A 16,681-nucleotide genomic window follows, 5' to 3' on the forward strand; every position below is an offset into this window, starting at 1 on the left:
GAGTGTCGCTGAAGATAGGGTTAACCGCGGAACACCCTAAACCGTCATGAATCTAGCGCGCTCGCTGGCCGAACAGGACGCTGCGGGCCTGATCACCGGCTTTGCCGGCGTTGGCGAGGGCGGCGTTGCGAAGCTCATTGCCCAGCTTGAAGCCGGTCTGGACGGCCGCGCGCTCGCCCACCCGCTCGAACCACGCCTTCAGATGCGGAAACTCCTCGATCTGGATGCCCTGGTTCTTCCAGGGCACGACCCAGGGCCAGGACGCCATGTCGGCGATGGAGTAGTCGCCCGCGATGAAGTCACGATCCGCCAGACGCTTGTTCAGCACGCCATACAGGCGATGCGTTTCGTTGGTGTAGCGGATGGCGCCGTAGGCCACCTGACGCTGGTCGCGGATCATGGCCGGGGCGTACTGGCGGAAATGATGGGTCTGGCCGGCCATGGGGCCCAGGCCGCCGACCTGCCAGAACAGCCATTGATCGATCTCGACCTGGTCGCGGGCGTTCGCGCCATAGAATTGGCCGCTCTTGCGGGCCAGGTACTGCAGGATGGCGCCAGACTCGAAGATCGAGATCGGCTGACCGTCAGAGCCGTCGGGATCGACGATGGCGGGCATGCGGCCATTGGGGCTGATGGCCTGGAAGCCGGGTTCGAACTGTTCGCCTTTGCCAATGTTCACCGGGACCATGCGGTATGGCAGCCCCATCTCCTCCAGGGCGATGCTGACCTTCCAGCCATTGGGGGTGGGCCAGTAGTGGAGCTCGATCTCGCCAGCCATGTGCGCGCTTCCCTTTTGTTGTGCTGTTCCAACATGGCGATAGGGCGTTCTGCTGCAAGCCCTGTTGCTGACGATCATGTTCAGGTGGGGTTCAGGCGGCGCTTGTCATCTTGGCTTCATCGAATGAGCGGCCGCCCCTCAAGGCGCCGCGACCAACAAGGAGAGGTCATCGATGAAACGTTTGCTGCTGACCCTCGCCGCCGCTGCGGCCGTGATCGGTCCGATCGCCGCGACGGCTTCGGAAGCCGCCGCCCAGGATTGGGGCCGCCGCGACCGCTATGAGCGCCGCGACGACCGTCGGGACTATCGCCACGACCGCCGCGAATACCGTGACGACCGCCGCAATTACAGCCGCGGCTATCGCGACGGGTACAGGTCCAGCGGACGTTGGGACCGCGCCCGCCACAACGGCTACTACTGGAACAACCGCTGGTACTACGGCCCGCCCCCGTCGGCCTATTACGGCCGCCCCGGCTTCAGCGTCGGCTATTCGTCCTGGCGTCCGGGCGGCTACCTGCCGCCGTACTACCGCGAGCACCGCATCTACGACTATGGCCGCTATGGCCTGCGTCCGCCACCGCGGGGCTACTACTGGTACCGCGCTGGCGACGACTACCTGCTGGCCGCCGTCGCTTCGGGCCTGATCTTCGACATCATCACCCGGTAGTCGAAGTCACCGCAAAGCCGTAGCTGAATTATCCAACCACAAACGCCCCGGAGATCGCTCTCCGGGGCGTTCTGCTTTTCAGCGATGCGACGAAGCCTAGAGGCCTAGTTTGGCCTTCAGGATGTCGTTGACGGCGGCCGGATTGGCCTTGCCGCCGGTCTCCTTCATCACCTGGCCCACGAACCAGCCGATGGCCTGGGGCTTTTCCTTCACGGCCGCGGCCTTGTCGGGGTTGGCGGCGATCAGGGCGTCCACGGCGGCTTCGATCGGGCCGGTGTCGGTGATCTGAACCAGGCCGTGCTTCTCGACGATAGCGGCCGGAGCCCCCTCGCCCGCCCACATGTGGTCGAACACCGTCCGGGCGATCTTGCCCGAGATGGTGCCGTCCTCGATCAGGGCGACCAGGGCGCCGATGTCCGCCGCGCTGATCGGCGAGGCGGTGATCTCGAGCCCGTCCTTGCCCAGACGGCCCATCAGGTCGTTCAGGGTCCAGTTGGCGACCAGCTTGGCGTCGCGGCCCTTGGCGGCTTCCTCGAAGAAGGCCGCCACGTCGCCGTCCGAGGTCAGGACCGAGGCGTCATAGGCCGACAGGCCGTAGTCGCCCATCAGCCGGGCCTTCTTGGCGTCGGGCAGTTCGGGCAGGCCGGCTTCGATCTCTTTCACCCAGGCCGGATCGATTTCCAGCGGCAGCAGGTCCGGATCGGGGAAATACCGATAGTCATGCGCCTCTTCTTTCGAGCGCATGGACCGGGTCTCGTTCTTGGTCGGATCGAACAGGCGGGTCTCCTGGTCGATCTTGCCGCCGTCCTCCAGGATCTCGATCTGGCGGCGGGCCTCGTAGTTGATGGCCTGCTGGATGAAGCGGTAGCTGTTGACGTTCTTGATCTCGCAGCGCGTGCCCAGATGGCTGAAGCTGCCGGTCTCGCGGAACTTCTCGTAGTCGCCGGGACGGCAGACCGAGACGTTCACGTCGGCGCGCAGGTTGCCCTTCTCCATGTCGCCGTCGCAGGTGCCCAGCGTGACCAGGATCGCGCGCAGCTTCTTGACGTAGGCGGCGGCGTCTTCCGGCGAGCGCATGTCCGGCTTGCTGACGATCTCCATCAGGGCCGTGCCGGCGCGGTTCAGGTCGACGAAGGTCGCCTTGGGGTCCAGGTCGTGGATCGACTTGCCGGCGTCCTGCTCCAGGTGCAGGCGCTCGATGCGCACCGAAAAGCTGGTGCCGTCGATGCGATCGACGGTCACTTCGCCCTCACCCACGATCGGGTGCTGGAACTGGCTGATCTGATAGCCCTGCGGCAGGTCGGGATAGAAGTAGTTCTTGCGGTCGAAGCGGCTCTTCAGATTGATCTGCGCCTTCAGGCCCAGGCCCGTGCGGACCGCCTGTTCCACGCAGTACTTGTTGAGCACAGGCAGCATGCCGGGCATGGCGGCGTCGACGAGCGAGACCTGCTCGTTGGGACCCGCGCCGAAGCCGACGGCCGCGCCGCTGAACAGCTTGGAGTTGGACGCCACCTGGGCGTGGACCTCGAGACCGAGAACGATCTCCCAGTCGCCGGTGCGGCCCTTGAGTGTGAAGGTTTCCGTCATCGCTACCACCACCGCTCGGCTTTGGCCGTGAAGCCTGCCGCCTTTTCGATCGCGCCGCCGACGCTGAACACCGTGTCCTCGTCCAGAGGACGGCCGATGATCTGCAGGCCCAGCGGCAGTCCGTTGACGTCCAGGCCGGCCGGAACGCTCATGGACGGCAGGCCGGCCAGATTCGTGGTCACCGTGAAGACGTCGTTCAGGTACATGGCGATCGGATCGTTGCTGTTCTCGCCCAGGCCGAAGGCCGCCGACGGAGCCGTCGGGGTCAGCAGGGCGTCGCACTTTTCCCAGGCCTGTTCAAAGTCGTCGGCGATGCGCCGGCGGACCTTCTGGGCCTTGAGGTAGTAGGCGTCGTAATAGCCGGCGCTCAGCACATAGGTGCCGATCATGATCCGGCGCTTCACTTCCTGGCCAAAGCCCTGGGCGCGGCTGTTCTCGTAGACCTCGGTCAGGTTGCCGCCCTCGGCCCGCAGGCCGTAGCGCATGCCGTCATAGCGGGCGAGGTTCGAGGAAGCTTCGGCCGGGGCCACGATGTAATAGGCCGGCAGGGCGTATTTGGTGTGCGGCAGCGAGACCTCGACGATCTCGCAGCCGGCTTCCTTCAGCCAGTTGATGCCGTCCTGCCAGAGCCTCTCGATCTCGGCCGGCATGCCGTCGACGCGATACTCTTTCGGCACGCCGATGCGCAGGCCCTTGACCGACTTGCCGACAAAGCTGGCGAAGTCAGGCACCTCGATGTCGAGGCTGGTGGAGTCCTTGGGGTCATGGCCCGACATGGACTTCAGCAGGATGGCGGCGTCCTCGACCGTCTTGGCGATCGGGCCGGCCTGATCCAGCGAGCTGGCGAAGGCGACGACGCCCCAGCGCGAGCAACGGCCATAGGTCGGCTTGATGCCGACCGTGCCGGTGAAGGCGGCCGGCTGACGGATCGAGCCGCCGGTGTCGGTCGCCGTGGCGCCCAGGCACAGATCGGCGGCCACCGAGGCGGCCGAACCACCCGACGAACCGCCAGGGGTCAGGGCCTTGTTCGAGGCGGACGAACGCCAGGGATTGGTCACCGGGCCAAAGGCGCTGGTCTCGTTGGACGAGCCCATGGCGAACTCGTCCATGTTCAGCTTGCCCAGCATGAGCGCGCCGTCGCGCCACAGGTTGGACGTCACCGTGCTCTCGTACGGCGGCTTGAACTCGCCCAGGATCTTCGAACAGGCGGTGGCCCGCACGTCCTTGGTGCAGAACAGGTCCTTGATGCCCAGCGGCGCGCCTTCAAGGGCGCCGGCCTCTCCCTTGGCCAGGCGAGCGTCGGACTGTTCAGCCGAGGCGAGCGCCAGATCCGGCGTCTCCAGCACGAAGGCGTTCAGGGGACGCGCGGCCTCGACGGCGGCGATGTGCGCCTTGGTCAGCTCGACGGCCGAGAATTGCTTGGCCTTCAGACCGTCGAGGGCGGCCTTGAGAGTCAGGGAGGTAAGCGCGGTCATTCCACCACCTTCGGGACGACGAAGAAGCCGTCCACGGACTTCGGAGCATTCTTGGTCACGACGGAGGCGTCGCCGCCGTCGGTGACGATGTCGGCGCGCAGCGGCAGGGCCTGGGCCACCACAGAGGTCATGGGCTCGACACCGTCGGTGTCGACTTCAGCCAACTGCTCGATCCACTGCATGATGCCGTTCAACTCCTGGGCGAGCGGCTCGATCCGGTCTTCCGGTTCGGCGATGCGGGCGAGCCGGGCGACCTTGCGGACGGTCGCGGCGTCAATGGCCATGGGCCTCTCCTTGAATTCGAACGGCAGGGGTTACTCGCCGAAGCGATGGGTTTCAAGCCGCACGGATGCCGCTATTACAAAGCCATGCCCGTTCTGGACCTTATTGACCTGCCCGCCGCCCTGCCCGCCCACGCGCCGATCATCGGCCTGGACCTGGGAGAAAAGACCATCGGCGTGGCCGTGAGCGACGCCACCCGCACCGTGGCCAGCCCCTTGGTGACCCTGCCCAAGGGCAAGTTCACCGACGACGCTAAGGCCCTGTTCAAGATCATGGACGGGCGAAGCGCTGCGGGAATCGTCATCGGCCTGCCGGTGAACATGGACGGGACCGAGGGGACGCGCTGCCAGTCCAACCGCGCCTTCGCGCGCAACCTGTTCCGCTTTCGCGACTTGCCGATCGCCTTCTGGGACGAGCGGATGTCGACCATGGCCATCAACCGCATGCTGATCGACGAGCATGACATCACCCGCAAGCGCCGCGGCGAGGTGGTCGACAAGCTGGCCGCCGTCTGGATCCTGCAGGGGGCGCTGGAGCGGCTGCGGACCATCTAGCCCGCTTGGATTTCGGGCCGAACCCGCCTAGAAGGCGGGCTCATGACGGCGAGCGCGCAAGGCATCGAAGCGATCAGTGATCGCATGTTCCCCTTCCACAGCCGTCATCTGTTGTCGGCCGGCGACCTGAACGCCCCCCAGGCGGCGCAACTGCTGGACCTGGCCGACGAGTTCGTGGCCCTCAATCGCCAGACCAACAAGACGCTCGACCTGCTCAAGGGTCGGACGCTGATGAACCTGTTCTTCGAGAACTCGACCCGTACGCAAAGCTCCTTCGAGCTGGCCGGCAAACGCCTGGGCGCGGACGTGGTCAATATGAACCCAAAGACCTCGTCGGTGGCCAAGGGCGAGACCCTGATCGACACCGCCGTGACCCTCAACGCCATGCGGCCGGACCTGCTGGTGGTGCGGCACGGCTCGTCGGGCGCGGCGTCATTGCTGTCGCAGAAGGTCGGTTGCAGCGTCATCAACGCCGGCGACGGTCAGCATGAGCATCCGACCCAGGCCCTGCTCGACGCCCTGTCCATCCGCCGCGCCTTTGGCCGGGTGTCGGGCCTGACGGTGGCGATTTGCGGCGACATCCTGCACAGCCGGGTAGCCCGTTCGAACGTGGCTCTTCTCAATACGCTGGGCGCCCATGTGCGTCTGGTGGGCCCGCCGACCCTGATGCCGTCCGCCGCGGACCGATGGGGCGCCGAGGTGCATCATGACTTCCGCAAGGGGATCGCGGGCGCCGACGTGGTGATGATGCTGCGCCTGCAGCTGGAGCGGATGCAGGGGGCGCTGGTCCCCTCGACCCGCGAGTATTTCCGCTTCTGGGGCCTGGATCGCGAAAAGCTGGCCTTCGCCGCCCCCGGCGTGCGGGTCATGCACCCCGGGCCGATGAACCGAGGCGTGGAGATCGATTCCGAGGTCGCCGACGATCCGGAAGTCAGCCTGATCCAGAACCAGGTGGAGATGGGCGTGGCCATGCGCATGGCGGTCCTGGCCTCGCTGGCCGCACGGCTGGAGAACGCCTGATGGCCGTGAACGCCAAGCCCCTCGCCATCGTCAACGCGCGGCTGGTCGATCCCGAGAGCGGATATGACGGTCCTGGCGCGGTCCTGGTCCGCGAGGGCCTGATCGCGGAGATCGCCAAGGGCGAGTCCCTGACCCTGCCCGACGACGCGCAGGTGATCGACGCCGGCGGGGCCATGCTCGCGCCCGGGCTGGTGGACCTGCGGGTCAAGACGGGGGAGCCGGGTTCAGAGCCTAAGGAAACGCTGAAGTCCGCCTCCCGCGCCGCCGCGGCTGGGGGCGTCACCTCCATGGTCGTGCAGCCGGACACCGATCCGGCCGTGGACGACCCGGCCATGGTCGATTTCATCCTGCGCCGCGCCCGCGATGTGGAGCTGGTGCATGTCTATCCCGCCGGCGCCGCGACCGTCGGGCTGGGCGGCGAACGGATGGCCGAGCTGGGCCTGATGAGCGAAGCCGGCTGCGTCTACATCACCGACGCTGACCGCACGATCGTCGATTCCAAGGTCTTTCAGCGCATCCTGACTTACGCCAAGGCCTTCGACCTGCTGGTGGCGCATCGACCGGTCGATCCGTGGCTGGCCAAGGGCGGTGCGGCGATCGGCGGCGAGTTCGCCGGCCGCATGGGCCTGCCATCGGTTTCGCCCTATGCCGAACGCATCATGCTGGAGCGGGATCTCGCCCTGGCCGAGGCCACCGGCTCGCGCCTGCTGGTGGACCAGATCACCTGCGCCGACGCTCTGGAGAGCCTGGCCCGCGCCAAGGCCAAGGGCGTGAAGGTCACGGCCAGCGTGTCGATCAATCACCTGTCCTTCAACGAGCTGGACATCGGCGACTATCGCACCTTCGCCAAGGTCAATCCGCCCCTGCGTGGCGAGGACGACCGTCAGGCCCTGATCGAGGCCTTGGCCTCGGGCCTGATCGACGTGGTGGTCTCGGCCCACAGCCCGGCCCCGGCCGAAGACAAGCGCCTGCCCTTTGACGAGGCCGCGCCCGGCGCCGTGGGTCTGGAGACCCTGCTGCCGGCGCTGCTGTCGCTGCATCACGACGGCCGCATCCCGCTGATCGATCTGATCGCGGCGGTGACCCTGAAGCCCGCCGACCTGATCGGTCTGAAGGCCGGGCGGCTGGCGGTCGGCGCGCCGGCGGACCTGGTCTTGGCGGACCTGAACGCGCCGGTGGTCATCGACGCCGACAAGCTGTTGTCCAAGTCCAAGAACTCGCCATTCGACGGGCGGCGGCTGCAAGGACGCGTGCTGACGACCGTCGTCGAAGGGCGCATCGTGCATCAGGCGCAGCAATAAGCTCTGCCTTGCAATTGGGCCCCACCCGCCCTCAGATGAACATCGTTATGGGAGAGTCGTAGTTGGAATCCCTGGCTGGAGCCGTCTGGCTCACCCTCGGTCTCGTTCTTGTCGGCGGCTATCTGCTCGGCTCGATCCCGTTCGGCCTGATCGCCACGCGCCTCGGGGGCGCCGGCGACATCCGCAATATCGGTTCGGGCAATATCGGGGCGACCAACGTCCTGCGCTCCGGCCGCAAGGATCTGGCCGCCATCACCCTGCTGGGCGATGCGGGCAAGGGCGTGCTGGCGGTTTTGCTGGCGCGCTGGATCAGCCATGACAACGGCGCGGTCATCGCCCTGGCGGGCGGCGCGGCGTTCCTGGGCCACCTGTTCCCCGTCTGGCTCGGCTTCAAGGGCGGCAAGGGCGTGGCGACCTTCTATGGGGTGCTGCTAGCGGCCGCGTGGCCCGTGGGCGTGCTGGCGGCGGTGACCTGGCTGGCCATGGCGGCGCTGTTCCGCATCTCGTCCCTGGCCGCCCTGACCGCAACCGCCCTGGCCCCGCTCTTCGCCCTGGCCACCGACAGCGGCTGGCCAATGGTCGGCCTGACGGTGTTCATGGCGGTGCTGGTGTTCATCCGCCATCACGAGAACATCGGCCGACTGCTGAAGGGCCAGGAGCCCAAGATCGGCGGCAAGAAGGACAAACCGGCCGAATGACGGCGGGGCCGTTGAGCGATCGCGAACGCATCGCCTGGCTGCGCCTGTCGCGCACCGAGAACGTCGGCCCCGTCACCTTCGAACAGCTCGTCACCCGCTTTGGCTCGGCCAGCGCGGCGCTCGCCGCCCTGCCCGACCTGGCGCGACGGGGCGGCCGCATCGACCCGCTGACCATACCGACCCAGGCGCAGGCCGAAGATGAGTTCGCCGCCGGCCACAAGCTCGGCGCGCGCCTTCTGGCCGCGTGTGAGCCGGAGTTTCCGCGCCATCTTGCGGCGCTCGATCCGCCCCCGCCGCTGATCTGGGCGCTGGGGCAGGTGAACCTGCTCAACCGGCCGAGCATCGCCATCGTCGGCGCGCGGATCGCCTCGGCCGCCGGCCAGCGCTTCGCCCGCGGCCTGGCGGTCGATCTGGGCAAGGCGGGGCATGTGGTGGTCTCGGGCCTGGCCCGGGGCATCGACGGCGCGGCGCATGAAGGCGCGCTCTCCAGCGGCACGATCGCGGTCCTGGGCGGCGGGATCGACGACATCTATCCGCCCGAACACGCCGATCTGCACGCCCGCATCGCGGCGGAAGGCTGCATCGTCTCCGAAAGCCGGCCGGGCCAGAGGGCTCAAGCCAAGGACTTTCCCCGTCGCAACCGGATCATCTCCGGCCTGTCTCTGGGTGTGGTGGTGGTCGAGGCGGAGCTGAAGTCAGGCTCGCTGATCACCGCCCGGCTAGCGGCGGAACAGGGCCGAGAGGTGTTCGCGGTGCCGGGCTCTCCGCTCGATCCCCGCGCCAAGGGGACCAACGACCTGATTCGCCAGGGAGCCGCGCTATGTGAGGGCGTGGATGACATCCTGCGCGCCCTGGAAGGTGTCCGGTCCCTGGAGGAAAGCGAGCCGCCTCCTTATGCGGCGCATCCCCGCGATCAGGCGGCTCTGGACCGCGCCGCCGACCGGCTGCGCGACCGGGTGGAGGCCATGCTGTCCCCCACGGAGGTGTCCCGGGATGAATTGATCCGCGCTGTTGGCGAACCCGCACCGGTCGTGCTGGCGGCGTTGGTGGAGCTAGTCCTGGCGGGACGCGCCGCCATTTCGGCTGAAGGTATGGTCAGTCGCCGGTAAGTCGGCTCGACATCCGTATCCGGCGTCACTCTGGCGGCCTCCAGTGCGGCGACCATATGAAGAGATGCGAGGTGGCGGTGACCTTGTCCGGCGGCCATTAAACTGAGCTCGCCGAGCATATCTTCGATATAGAATTCCATATTCGCTGGCGGCGGCTCAGTATCTATAGGGGACCTACCCATATTCGATTCCTGCTCAACCCACGCGATAGACGCTACGGTCGCGCTTTGGGGTTGTAAACACTGACGCGACGTCGCACGCGTTGACAGAATGGGTTCCCCGCCCCCACTTTCCCGGCTCGCTCGGGTCCTCCCGCCCTTGCCATCCTTGAAAGTCACCGTCCCCGCATGAACGTCGTCGTTGTCGAAAGCCCGGCCAAGGCCAAGACCATCAATAAATACCTGGGCTCCGACTACACGGTCCTCGCCTCCTACGGCCACGTCCGTGACCTGCCGTCGAAGGACGGCTCGGTGAACCCTGACGACGATTTCGCCATGCTGTGGGATGTCGACGCCAAGTCGGCCAAGCGCCTGTCGGACATCGCCGAGGCGGTGAAGAAGGCCGACCGCCTGATCCTCGCCACCGACCCGGATCGCGAAGGCGAGGCGATCAGCTGGCACGTCCTGGAGGTTCTTCAGAAGAAGAAGGTCATCAAGGACAAGCACGTCGAGCGCGTGACCTTCAACGCCATCACCAAGTCGGCGGTGACGGAGGCGATGAAGCATCCGCGCCAGATCGACATGGAGCTGGTCGAGGCCTATCTGGCCCGCCGCGCCCTGGACTATCTGGTGGGCTTCACCCTCTCGCCGGTGCTGTGGCGTAAGCTGCCGGGCTCTCGCTCGGCCGGCCGCGTGCAATCGGTGGCCCTCCGCCTCGTGGTGGACCGCGAGCTGGAGATCGAACGCTTCCGGACCCAGGAATACTGGACCGTCGAGGCCGACGTGACCGCCGGCGCCGATCCGTTCACGGCCCGCCTGGCCAAGCACGAGGGCAAGAAGCTCACCAAGTTCGACCTGCCGAACGAAGCCAGCGCCGCCGCGGCGAAGGCCGCCGTCCAGGCCGCGTCGTTCAAGGTCACGGCCGTTGAGAAGAAGCCCGGCAAGCGCTCGCCGCCGCCACCCTTCACCACCTCGACCCTGCAGCAGGAAGCCGCCCGCAAGCTCGGCTTCTCGGCCCAGCGCACCATGCAGGCGGCCCAGAAGCTTTACGAAGGCATCGACATCGGCGGCGAGACCGTCGGTCTGATCACCTACATGCGTACCGACGGCGTGCAGGCCGCGCCCGAGGCTCTGGACGAGGCCCGTAAGGTGATCGGCAATGTCTATGGGGCCGACTACGTCCCCGAGACCGCCCGCATCTACAAGACCAAGGCCAAGAACGCCCAGGAAGCGCACGAGGCGATCCGCCCCACCGCCCTGACCCGCAACCCTGGCTCCCTGCGCCTGGAGCCCGACCTTGGCCGCCTGTACGAGCTGATCTGGAAGCGGATGATCGCCTCCCAGATGGAGAGCGCCCGCATCGAGCGCACGACCGTCGATCTCGACAGCGCCGACGGCAAGACCGGCCTACGCGCCACCGGCCAGGTGGTGCAGTTCCCCGGCTATCTCGCTGTCTATGAAGAAGGCCGCGACGACGAGGCCGACGAGGACGGCGGCCGCCTGCCGGTCATCAATGAAGGCGCGACCGCCCAGGTGCGAGAAGCCCGCGCCGACCAGCACTTCACCGAACCGCCGCCGCGCTATTCGGAAGCCAGCCTGGTCAAGAAGATGGAAGAGCTCGGCATCGGGCGTCCGTCCACCTACGCCTCGGTCCTGACCGTGCTGCGCGACCGCGCCTATGTCCGCATGGACAAGCAGCGGTTCATTCCCGAAGACAAGGGCCGCTTGGTCACCGCCTTCCTGGAGCAGTTCTTCAATCGCTACGTGGAGTACGACTTCACCGCGTCGCTGGAAGAAAAGCTCGATCTGGTTTCGTCCGGCGATCTCGACTGGAAAGCTTTCCTGCGCGAGTTCTGGAAGGACTTCCACGCCCAGGTCGGCCAGATCAGCGAGTTGCGCACCACCCATGTGCTGGACGCGCTCAATGACGCGCTCGGCCCGCACATCTTCCCGGACAAGGGCGACGGGACCGATCCGCGCGCCTGCCCGACCTGCGGCACGGGCCGCCTGTCGCTGAAGACCGGCAAGTTTGGCGCCTTCATCGGTTGCTCCAACTATCCCGAGTGCCGCTTCACCCGTCCGATCGCCACCTCGGAAGGCGACGGCGAGGAACAGGCCGCCGACAAGGAGCTGGGGATCAACCCGGCGACCGGTCAGGCTGTCTGGCTGAAGGTCGGCCGCTTTGGTCCCTATGTGGAGGAGCTGGGCGGCGAAGGCGAGAAGCCCAAGCGGGGCAGCATCCCGAAGGGCTGGGCCCCGGCCGAGATCGGCATCGACAAGGCCCTGCGCCTGCTGTCCCTGCCCCGCGACGTCGGCGTCCACCCCGAGGACGGTAAGCCGATCATCGCCAACATTGGCCGCTTTGGCCCTTACGTGCAGCACGACGGCACCTACGCCAACCTAGACAGCGCCGACGAGGTGTTCGAGGTCGGCATCAACCGCGCTGTCACCGTGCTGGCTGAAAAGCGGGCCGGTGGCGGACGTGGCCGCGCGGCTGCGGCGGCGCTTAAGGACCTGGGCGTTCACCCGGCCGACGGCGCGCCGGTAAAGGTGCTCTCGGGCCGCTTCGGCCCCTACATCAAGCACGGCTCCACCAACGCCAACGTACCCCGCGGCACCGACCCGCAGGACCTGACCCTGGAGGTCGCGGTCCAGCTGCTGGCCGAGCGCGAGGCCAAGGGCGGCGGCAAGAAGCCTGCGAAGAAGGCCGCAAAGCCCAAGGCTGAAGCCAAGCCCAAGGCCGCCGCCAAGAAGCCGGCGGCCAAGAAGGCTCCCGCCAAAAAGGCCGCTCCGAAGAAGAAAGCCGTCGAGGCTTAGGCCAGGATCTCCAACAGCGCCGCCACACAGACGGCGCTGTTGCGGGCCGCCATGGCGGCCATCTGGGTGAAGCTCAGGTGGCTGTCGTCGCCCGCCTGATCCGACAGGGTCCTGATCACGTAGAGCGGCGCGCCCCAGGCCTTGGCCACCTGCGCCACGGCGCCGGACTCCATGTCGATGGCGTCGGCGCCCAGGGTCGCGTGCAGGCCGTCGCGGGTGACCGCGCAGTTCAGGAAGTAGTCGGCGGTAATCAGCGAGCCGAGGGCCACGGAGGCGTCGAGCCGAGGCGCAACGGCGTCCCGCAATTGGGCCAGCACCGCCCTCACCTCTTCCGAGACGAGCTCTGCGGCCTGCAAGCGAGGCGCGCCGATGGGAATCTCGCCCGAGGCGGTGGGAATGAACGCACCCTCGGCCACCAAGCCGAAGTCGTGGATCGCAAGGCGCTCGCCCAGCAAGACCGAGCCGACGCCGAACGCCGGATTCAGGCCGCCGGCCACGCCAGAGAAGATCAGAGCCTTGGCCTCATAGCGATCCAGCAGCACGGCCGCGCCCGCCGCGGCGTTGACCTTGCCGATGCCGGCCAAGGCCAGCGCGATGGGCCGGCCGTCATGCACGCCGACCCAGACCTGGGCCGCGCCGTGGCGGCGCGGCTGGTCTTCGACGTGGAACTGCTGGCGCAGCGCCTCAAGCTCTTGTGGAACGGCGCAGAGGATGGCGTGCATCGGGACCTCACTTGGTCCCCTCGCTTACCCCGTATAGGCGCTGGCGACGATCCTCGCGGCGCTGGCGATGACGCTGTTGCGCGCATCCAGATCAGTCTTGGCGCCGACATAGTAGATCGACAGCACAATCGGCCCACCCTTGGGCGGCCAGAGGACGGCGATGTCGTTGGTCGAGGCGTTGGCTCCGGTCCCCGTCTTGTCGCCTACGATCCAGCTATCGGGCACGCCGGCGCGAATTCGGGCGCCGCCTGTGGTGTTGGCCACCAGCCAGGTCTTCAACTGCTCGCGCGACTTCAGGGACAGGGCGTTTCCCAGCACCAGGCGATTGAGCGTCGCCGTCATGGCCGCCGGAGTGGTGGTGTCGCGCAGGTCGCCGTCGATAGCGGAGTTCAGCTCCGGTTCGATACGGTCCAGGCGGGTCACGCCATCACCCAGCGAGCGCACGAAGGCCGTCAGGCCCTTCGGTCCGCCAGTTTCGCGCATGATCAGATTGGCGGCGGCGTTGTCGCTGAGGGTCACGGTCGCCTGGCACAACTCGGCCAAGCTCATGGTCCCGCCCACGCGCTTTTCGACCGCAGGCGAATAGGTCACCAAATCGGCGGCCTTAACGGGAATGCGGCGCGACAGGGTCTCTCTCCCCTCGTCCACCCGGCTCAGCACCTGAGCGGCGAGCAACGCCTTGAACGTGCTGCACATGGGGAACCGCTCATCCAGCCTATGACCCCAGACCCGCCCCGCCCTGGCGCTCCTCACACAAACGCCTAGCCGCCCGCCATTGACGCGCTCCAGCTCAGCGATACGCTGGATAATACCGGCGGGCGCCGCAACTGCCCCGCCTGTTGTCGCCATGACTGCGCCGAGGCCAAGGCCGATCATCAGGTTTCTGCGATCGATCACTGAATTGTCTCCGTTTGTCGCAGCCAAGAGTGTGCTCCCGGACGCATCGCCACAAACGATGATAAGTCGGCGGAGCCATTAGCTGGATTAGGGTCACTGGATGACGCGCCCGCACCTGCCATTGAACGCTCTGCGTGCTTTCGAGGCCTCCGCTCGCCATCTTAGCTTCACCCGCGCGGCCATTGAGCTGTGCGTCACCCAGGCCGCTGTCAGCCATCAGGTGAAGGGGCTGGAGCAGCGCCTGGGCGCCACGCTGTTCCGCCGTCTGCCGCGCGGCCTGGCCCTGACCGATGAGGGCTTGGCCTTGTTGCCAGCCCTGACAGACAGCTTCGACCGCATGAGCGACATCCTGGAGCGGTTCGAGGGCGGCCGGGTGCGTGAGGTGCTGACCGTCGGCGCCGTGGGCACCTTCGCGGTCGGCTGGCTATTGCCGCGCCTGCAGTCTTTCGCGGAGGCGCACCCGTTCGTGGACCTGCGCCTGCTGACCAACAACAACCGCGTGGACATCGCCGCCGAAGGCCTGGACTACGCCATCCGCTTCGGAGACGGCGCTTGGCACGGCACCAACGCCGAGCCGCTGTTCGACGCCCCCATGTCGGCCCTGTGCGACCCACAGACGGCCGGGCGGCTTGCCTCGCCCCAGGACCTGACGCGCGAGACACTGCTGCGCTCCTACCGCTCGGCGGACTGGCCCGACTGGTTCGCGGCGGCGGGCGTGCATGGCCCGCACATCCGGGGCCCGGTGTTCGACAGCTCCTGGGTGATGGTGGAGGCCGCCATGCAGGGCTTCGGCGTCGCCCTGGCGCCGCCCATGATGTTCGAGCGCGAACTAGCCCAGGGCCGGATCGTGCAGCCGTTCGCGACCACCGTGTCGACAGGCCTCTACTGGCTGACTTGGCTGAAATCGAAGCAGACCACGGCGGCCATGGGGGCGTTCAGGGAGTGGCTCAGCGCGCAGCCAAGCGAGCCCGCAACCACGTCGTGATCTGGCCGAACACTTCCGCCTGATGGCTGGCGCCGCCCGCATCGCGCATGTGGTGGTCGTAGTCGGGGAACTCCAAATAGGTCAGTTCACTACGGCCCTGAGCAACGTAGGCGTCGCGCGCCGCGCGGCCGGAGGCGACCGGCGCGGACTGGTCCCGCCCGCCTTGCACCAGGAGGACCGGGACCTTGGTCTTCATCAGATCCAGCACATAGGCGCGGTCCACCGCGTCTGCCCACCAGCGGTAGGCGTTGCCGCCCCAAACCTTGGCGCTGGTCGGCTCCGCCAAGGCCTTGGCGAACTCGGCGTCGGCCATGGCGGCCACGGGCGGAGGAACCACCTGCTTGAACATAACCCGTAGTGGTTGGCCGATGCCCGAAGAATAGACAACCACCGCGTCGGGCTTCACCGCCTCCGCAGCCTGGGCGACCGTCGCGCCGCCTTCTGAACCGCCGAACAGCACCACCCTGCCATCGAACCACGGCGCTTTGCGCACGGTCTCCAAAACTTGGACGTAATCGGCGGAACGGGCGGTGATGGTGTGATTGGCGTAGAAGTCGGCGCTGCAGCCGCTGACGGGATCGGCTGGCGCATCGGCTTGGCTGACGCCGTGCTTCTCCACTGTCACCACCGCAAATTCAGGCAACAAGCCCTTCGCCGCCTGGATCGCCGAGCTCTTCTCGGCCGGCAGACAGCCAGAGCCTTGGGCAAGGACCAGAACGCCTTGCTTACCCTGGCCTCCCTGACGATCCAGAGACCAGTTGAGCACGCTGCCGTCGGCCCGCAACAAGGCAGGCTGGGTGGTGGGGATAGCCGCTGCGGCGGCGATCAGGGCAATGACGAGACTAGACAAGCAACAGCTCCAAGTTAGCGCTTACATAAATGGGCTTGGTTTGGCGATTTTTGGGCGAAGCTTCCGCGAAAGAAAGAGCCTCCCCATCGCTGGGGAGGCTCGATCTGTTCCGGAGATATGAAGGGGTCTAGCCTTTCACGGCCTCGGCGACGTCGCGGGTCTCGACCACCTGATCGACGAGGCCCCAGGCCAGGGCTTCATCGGCGCTCATGAAGTGGTCGCGGTCCAGGGTGCGCTCGACTTCTTCAAGGGTACGACCGCAATGCTTGACGTAGATTTCGTTCAGGCGACGCTTGGTCTTGATGATGTCCTCGGCGTGACGCTCGATGTCCGAGGCCTGGCCGCGGAAACCGCCCGAGGGCTGGTGGACCATGATGCGGGCGTTCGGCAGCGAAATCCGCTGGCCGGCGGCGCCGGCGGCGAGGATCAGCGAGCCAGCCGAGGCGGCCATCCCCATGCACACCGTCGAGACCGGGCTCTTGATGTATTGCATCGTGTCGTAGATCGCGAGCGCCGAGGTCACCACGCCGCCCGGCGAGTTGATGTACATGGCGATCTCCTTCTTGGGGTTCTCGGACTCCAGGAAGAGAAGCTGCGCGCAGATCAGGCTGGCCATGCCGTCTTCGAACGGACCGGTCAGGAAGATGATCCGCTCACGCAGCAGGCGCGAGAAGATGTCGAACGCGCGCTCGCCGCGGCTCGACTGCTCGACGACCATGGGGACCAAACCGCTCATCATGGTCATGGGATCTTGCATGGAATGCCCTTCATAGAATTGGTT

The 16,681-nt window shown here is 66.9% G+C and carries 16 protein-coding genes; 8 read left to right on the forward strand and 8 right to left on the reverse strand.

Features of this window, described 5'->3' with window-relative positions:
• Window positions 1–52: 52 nt before the first annotated feature.
• Window positions 53–778 (reverse strand): glutathione S-transferase N-terminal domain-containing protein, encoded by a 726-nt coding sequence (locus O5K31_RS10765; RefSeq protein WP_269713600.1) that lies wholly within the window; start codon window positions 776–778, stop codon window positions 53–55.
• Window positions 779–950: 172 nt separating this feature from the next.
• Here O5K31_RS10765 and O5K31_RS10770 point away from each other — a divergent pair, with 172 nt between their 5' ends.
• Window positions 951–1,445 carry an RcnB family protein gene (locus tag O5K31_RS10770; RefSeq protein WP_269713601.1) on the forward strand — a complete coding sequence of 165 codons (495 nt, stop codon included), beginning with the start codon at window positions 951–953 and terminating at the stop codon, window positions 1,443–1,445.
• A 96-nt stretch (window positions 1,446–1,541) separates the two neighbouring features.
• Here O5K31_RS10770 and gatB read toward each other — a convergent pair whose 3' ends face one another.
• The 3 genes from gatB to gatC are packed head-to-tail and all read right to left on the reverse strand — an operon-like array spanning window position 1,542 to window position 4,791.
• Window positions 1,542–3,032 carry an Asp-tRNA(Asn)/Glu-tRNA(Gln) amidotransferase subunit GatB gene (gatB, locus tag O5K31_RS10775; RefSeq protein ID WP_269713602.1) on the reverse strand — a complete coding sequence of 497 codons (1,491 nt, stop codon included), beginning with the start codon at window positions 3,030–3,032 and terminating at the stop codon, window positions 1,542–1,544.
• A 2-nt stretch (window positions 3,033–3,034) separates the two neighbouring features.
• On the reverse strand, window positions 3,035–4,507 hold the full coding sequence (gatA, locus tag O5K31_RS10780) for an Asp-tRNA(Asn)/Glu-tRNA(Gln) amidotransferase subunit GatA (RefSeq protein WP_269713603.1): 1,473 nt from the start codon (window positions 4,505–4,507) through the stop codon (window positions 3,035–3,037).
• Complete coding sequence (gene gatC, locus O5K31_RS10785) at window positions 4,504–4,791, reverse strand: Asp-tRNA(Asn)/Glu-tRNA(Gln) amidotransferase subunit GatC (protein WP_269713604.1); 288 nt, start codon at window positions 4,789–4,791, stop codon at window positions 4,504–4,506. The genes gatA and gatC overlap by 4 nt, the downstream gene beginning before the upstream one ends.
• Before the next feature lie 84 nt (window positions 4,792–4,875).
• On the opposite strand from gatC, the gene ruvX reads away from it, so the two are divergent.
• From ruvX to topA, 6 genes are all read left to right on the forward strand, one after another.
• Window positions 4,876–5,343, forward strand: coding sequence for a Holliday junction resolvase RuvX (ruvX, locus tag O5K31_RS10790; protein ID WP_269713605.1), 468 nt, complete (start codon window positions 4,876–4,878; stop codon window positions 5,341–5,343).
• A 42-nt stretch (window positions 5,344–5,385) separates the two neighbouring features.
• A complete protein-coding gene (locus O5K31_RS10795; protein WP_269713606.1) occupies window positions 5,386–6,363 on the forward strand; it encodes an aspartate carbamoyltransferase catalytic subunit in 978 nt (325 codons plus the stop codon).
• Window positions 6,364–6,368: 5 nt separating this feature from the next.
• Window positions 6,369–7,664 (forward strand): dihydroorotase, encoded by a 1,296-nt coding sequence (pyrC, locus tag O5K31_RS10800; protein WP_269717047.1) that lies wholly within the window; start codon window positions 6,369–6,371, stop codon window positions 7,662–7,664.
• Window positions 7,665–7,726: 62 nt separating this feature from the next.
• On the forward strand, window positions 7,727–8,362 hold the full coding sequence (plsY, locus tag O5K31_RS10805) for a glycerol-3-phosphate 1-O-acyltransferase PlsY (protein WP_269713607.1): 636 nt from the start codon (window positions 7,727–7,729) through the stop codon (window positions 8,360–8,362).
• Complete coding sequence (gene dprA / locus O5K31_RS10810; protein WP_269713608.1) at window positions 8,359–9,471, forward strand: DNA-processing protein DprA; 1,113 nt, start codon at window positions 8,359–8,361, stop codon at window positions 9,469–9,471. Before plsY ends, dprA begins: the two co-directional genes overlap by 4 nt.
• Before the next feature lie 347 nt (window positions 9,472–9,818).
• Window positions 9,819–12,446, forward strand: a complete 2,628-nt coding sequence (topA, locus tag O5K31_RS10815) for a type I DNA topoisomerase (RefSeq protein WP_269713609.1) — start codon at window positions 9,819–9,821, stop codon at window positions 12,444–12,446.
• On the opposite strand, the gene mtnN is transcribed toward topA, so the two are convergent.
• Entirely contained in the window at window positions 12,443–13,168 is a 726-nt protein-coding gene (mtnN, locus tag O5K31_RS10820) for a 5'-methylthioadenosine/S-adenosylhomocysteine nucleosidase (protein ID WP_269713610.1), read from the reverse strand. The two genes, topA and mtnN, sit on opposite strands and share 4 nt — an antisense overlap.
• A 24-nt stretch (window positions 13,169–13,192) precedes the next feature.
• Window positions 13,193–14,044 carry a class A beta-lactamase gene (bla, locus tag O5K31_RS10825; protein WP_332367284.1) on the reverse strand — a complete coding sequence of 284 codons (852 nt, stop codon included), beginning with the start codon at window positions 14,042–14,044 and terminating at the stop codon, window positions 13,193–13,195.
• Window positions 14,045–14,165: 121 nt separating this feature from the next.
• On the opposite strand from bla, the gene O5K31_RS10830 reads away from it, so the two are divergent.
• Window positions 14,166–15,050: a LysR family transcriptional regulator gene (locus tag O5K31_RS10830; protein ID WP_269713611.1), complete on the forward strand. Its 885-nt coding sequence runs from the start codon at window positions 14,166–14,168 to the stop codon at window positions 15,048–15,050.
• Here O5K31_RS10830 and O5K31_RS10835 read toward each other — a convergent pair.
• A complete protein-coding gene (locus O5K31_RS10835; RefSeq protein ID WP_269713612.1) occupies window positions 15,013–15,900 on the reverse strand; it encodes an alpha/beta hydrolase family protein in 888 nt (295 codons plus the stop codon). The genes O5K31_RS10830 and O5K31_RS10835 overlap by 38 nt on opposite strands.
• A 127-nt stretch (window positions 15,901–16,027) precedes the next feature.
• Window positions 16,028–16,657, reverse strand: a complete 630-nt coding sequence (locus O5K31_RS10840; protein ID WP_269713613.1) for an ATP-dependent Clp protease proteolytic subunit — start codon at window positions 16,655–16,657, stop codon at window positions 16,028–16,030.
• Window positions 16,658–16,681: the final 24 nt, after the last annotated feature.

The organism is Caulobacter sp. NIBR2454, from assembly GCF_027474405.1.
GTDB lineage: Bacteria > Pseudomonadota > Alphaproteobacteria > Caulobacterales > Caulobacteraceae > Caulobacter.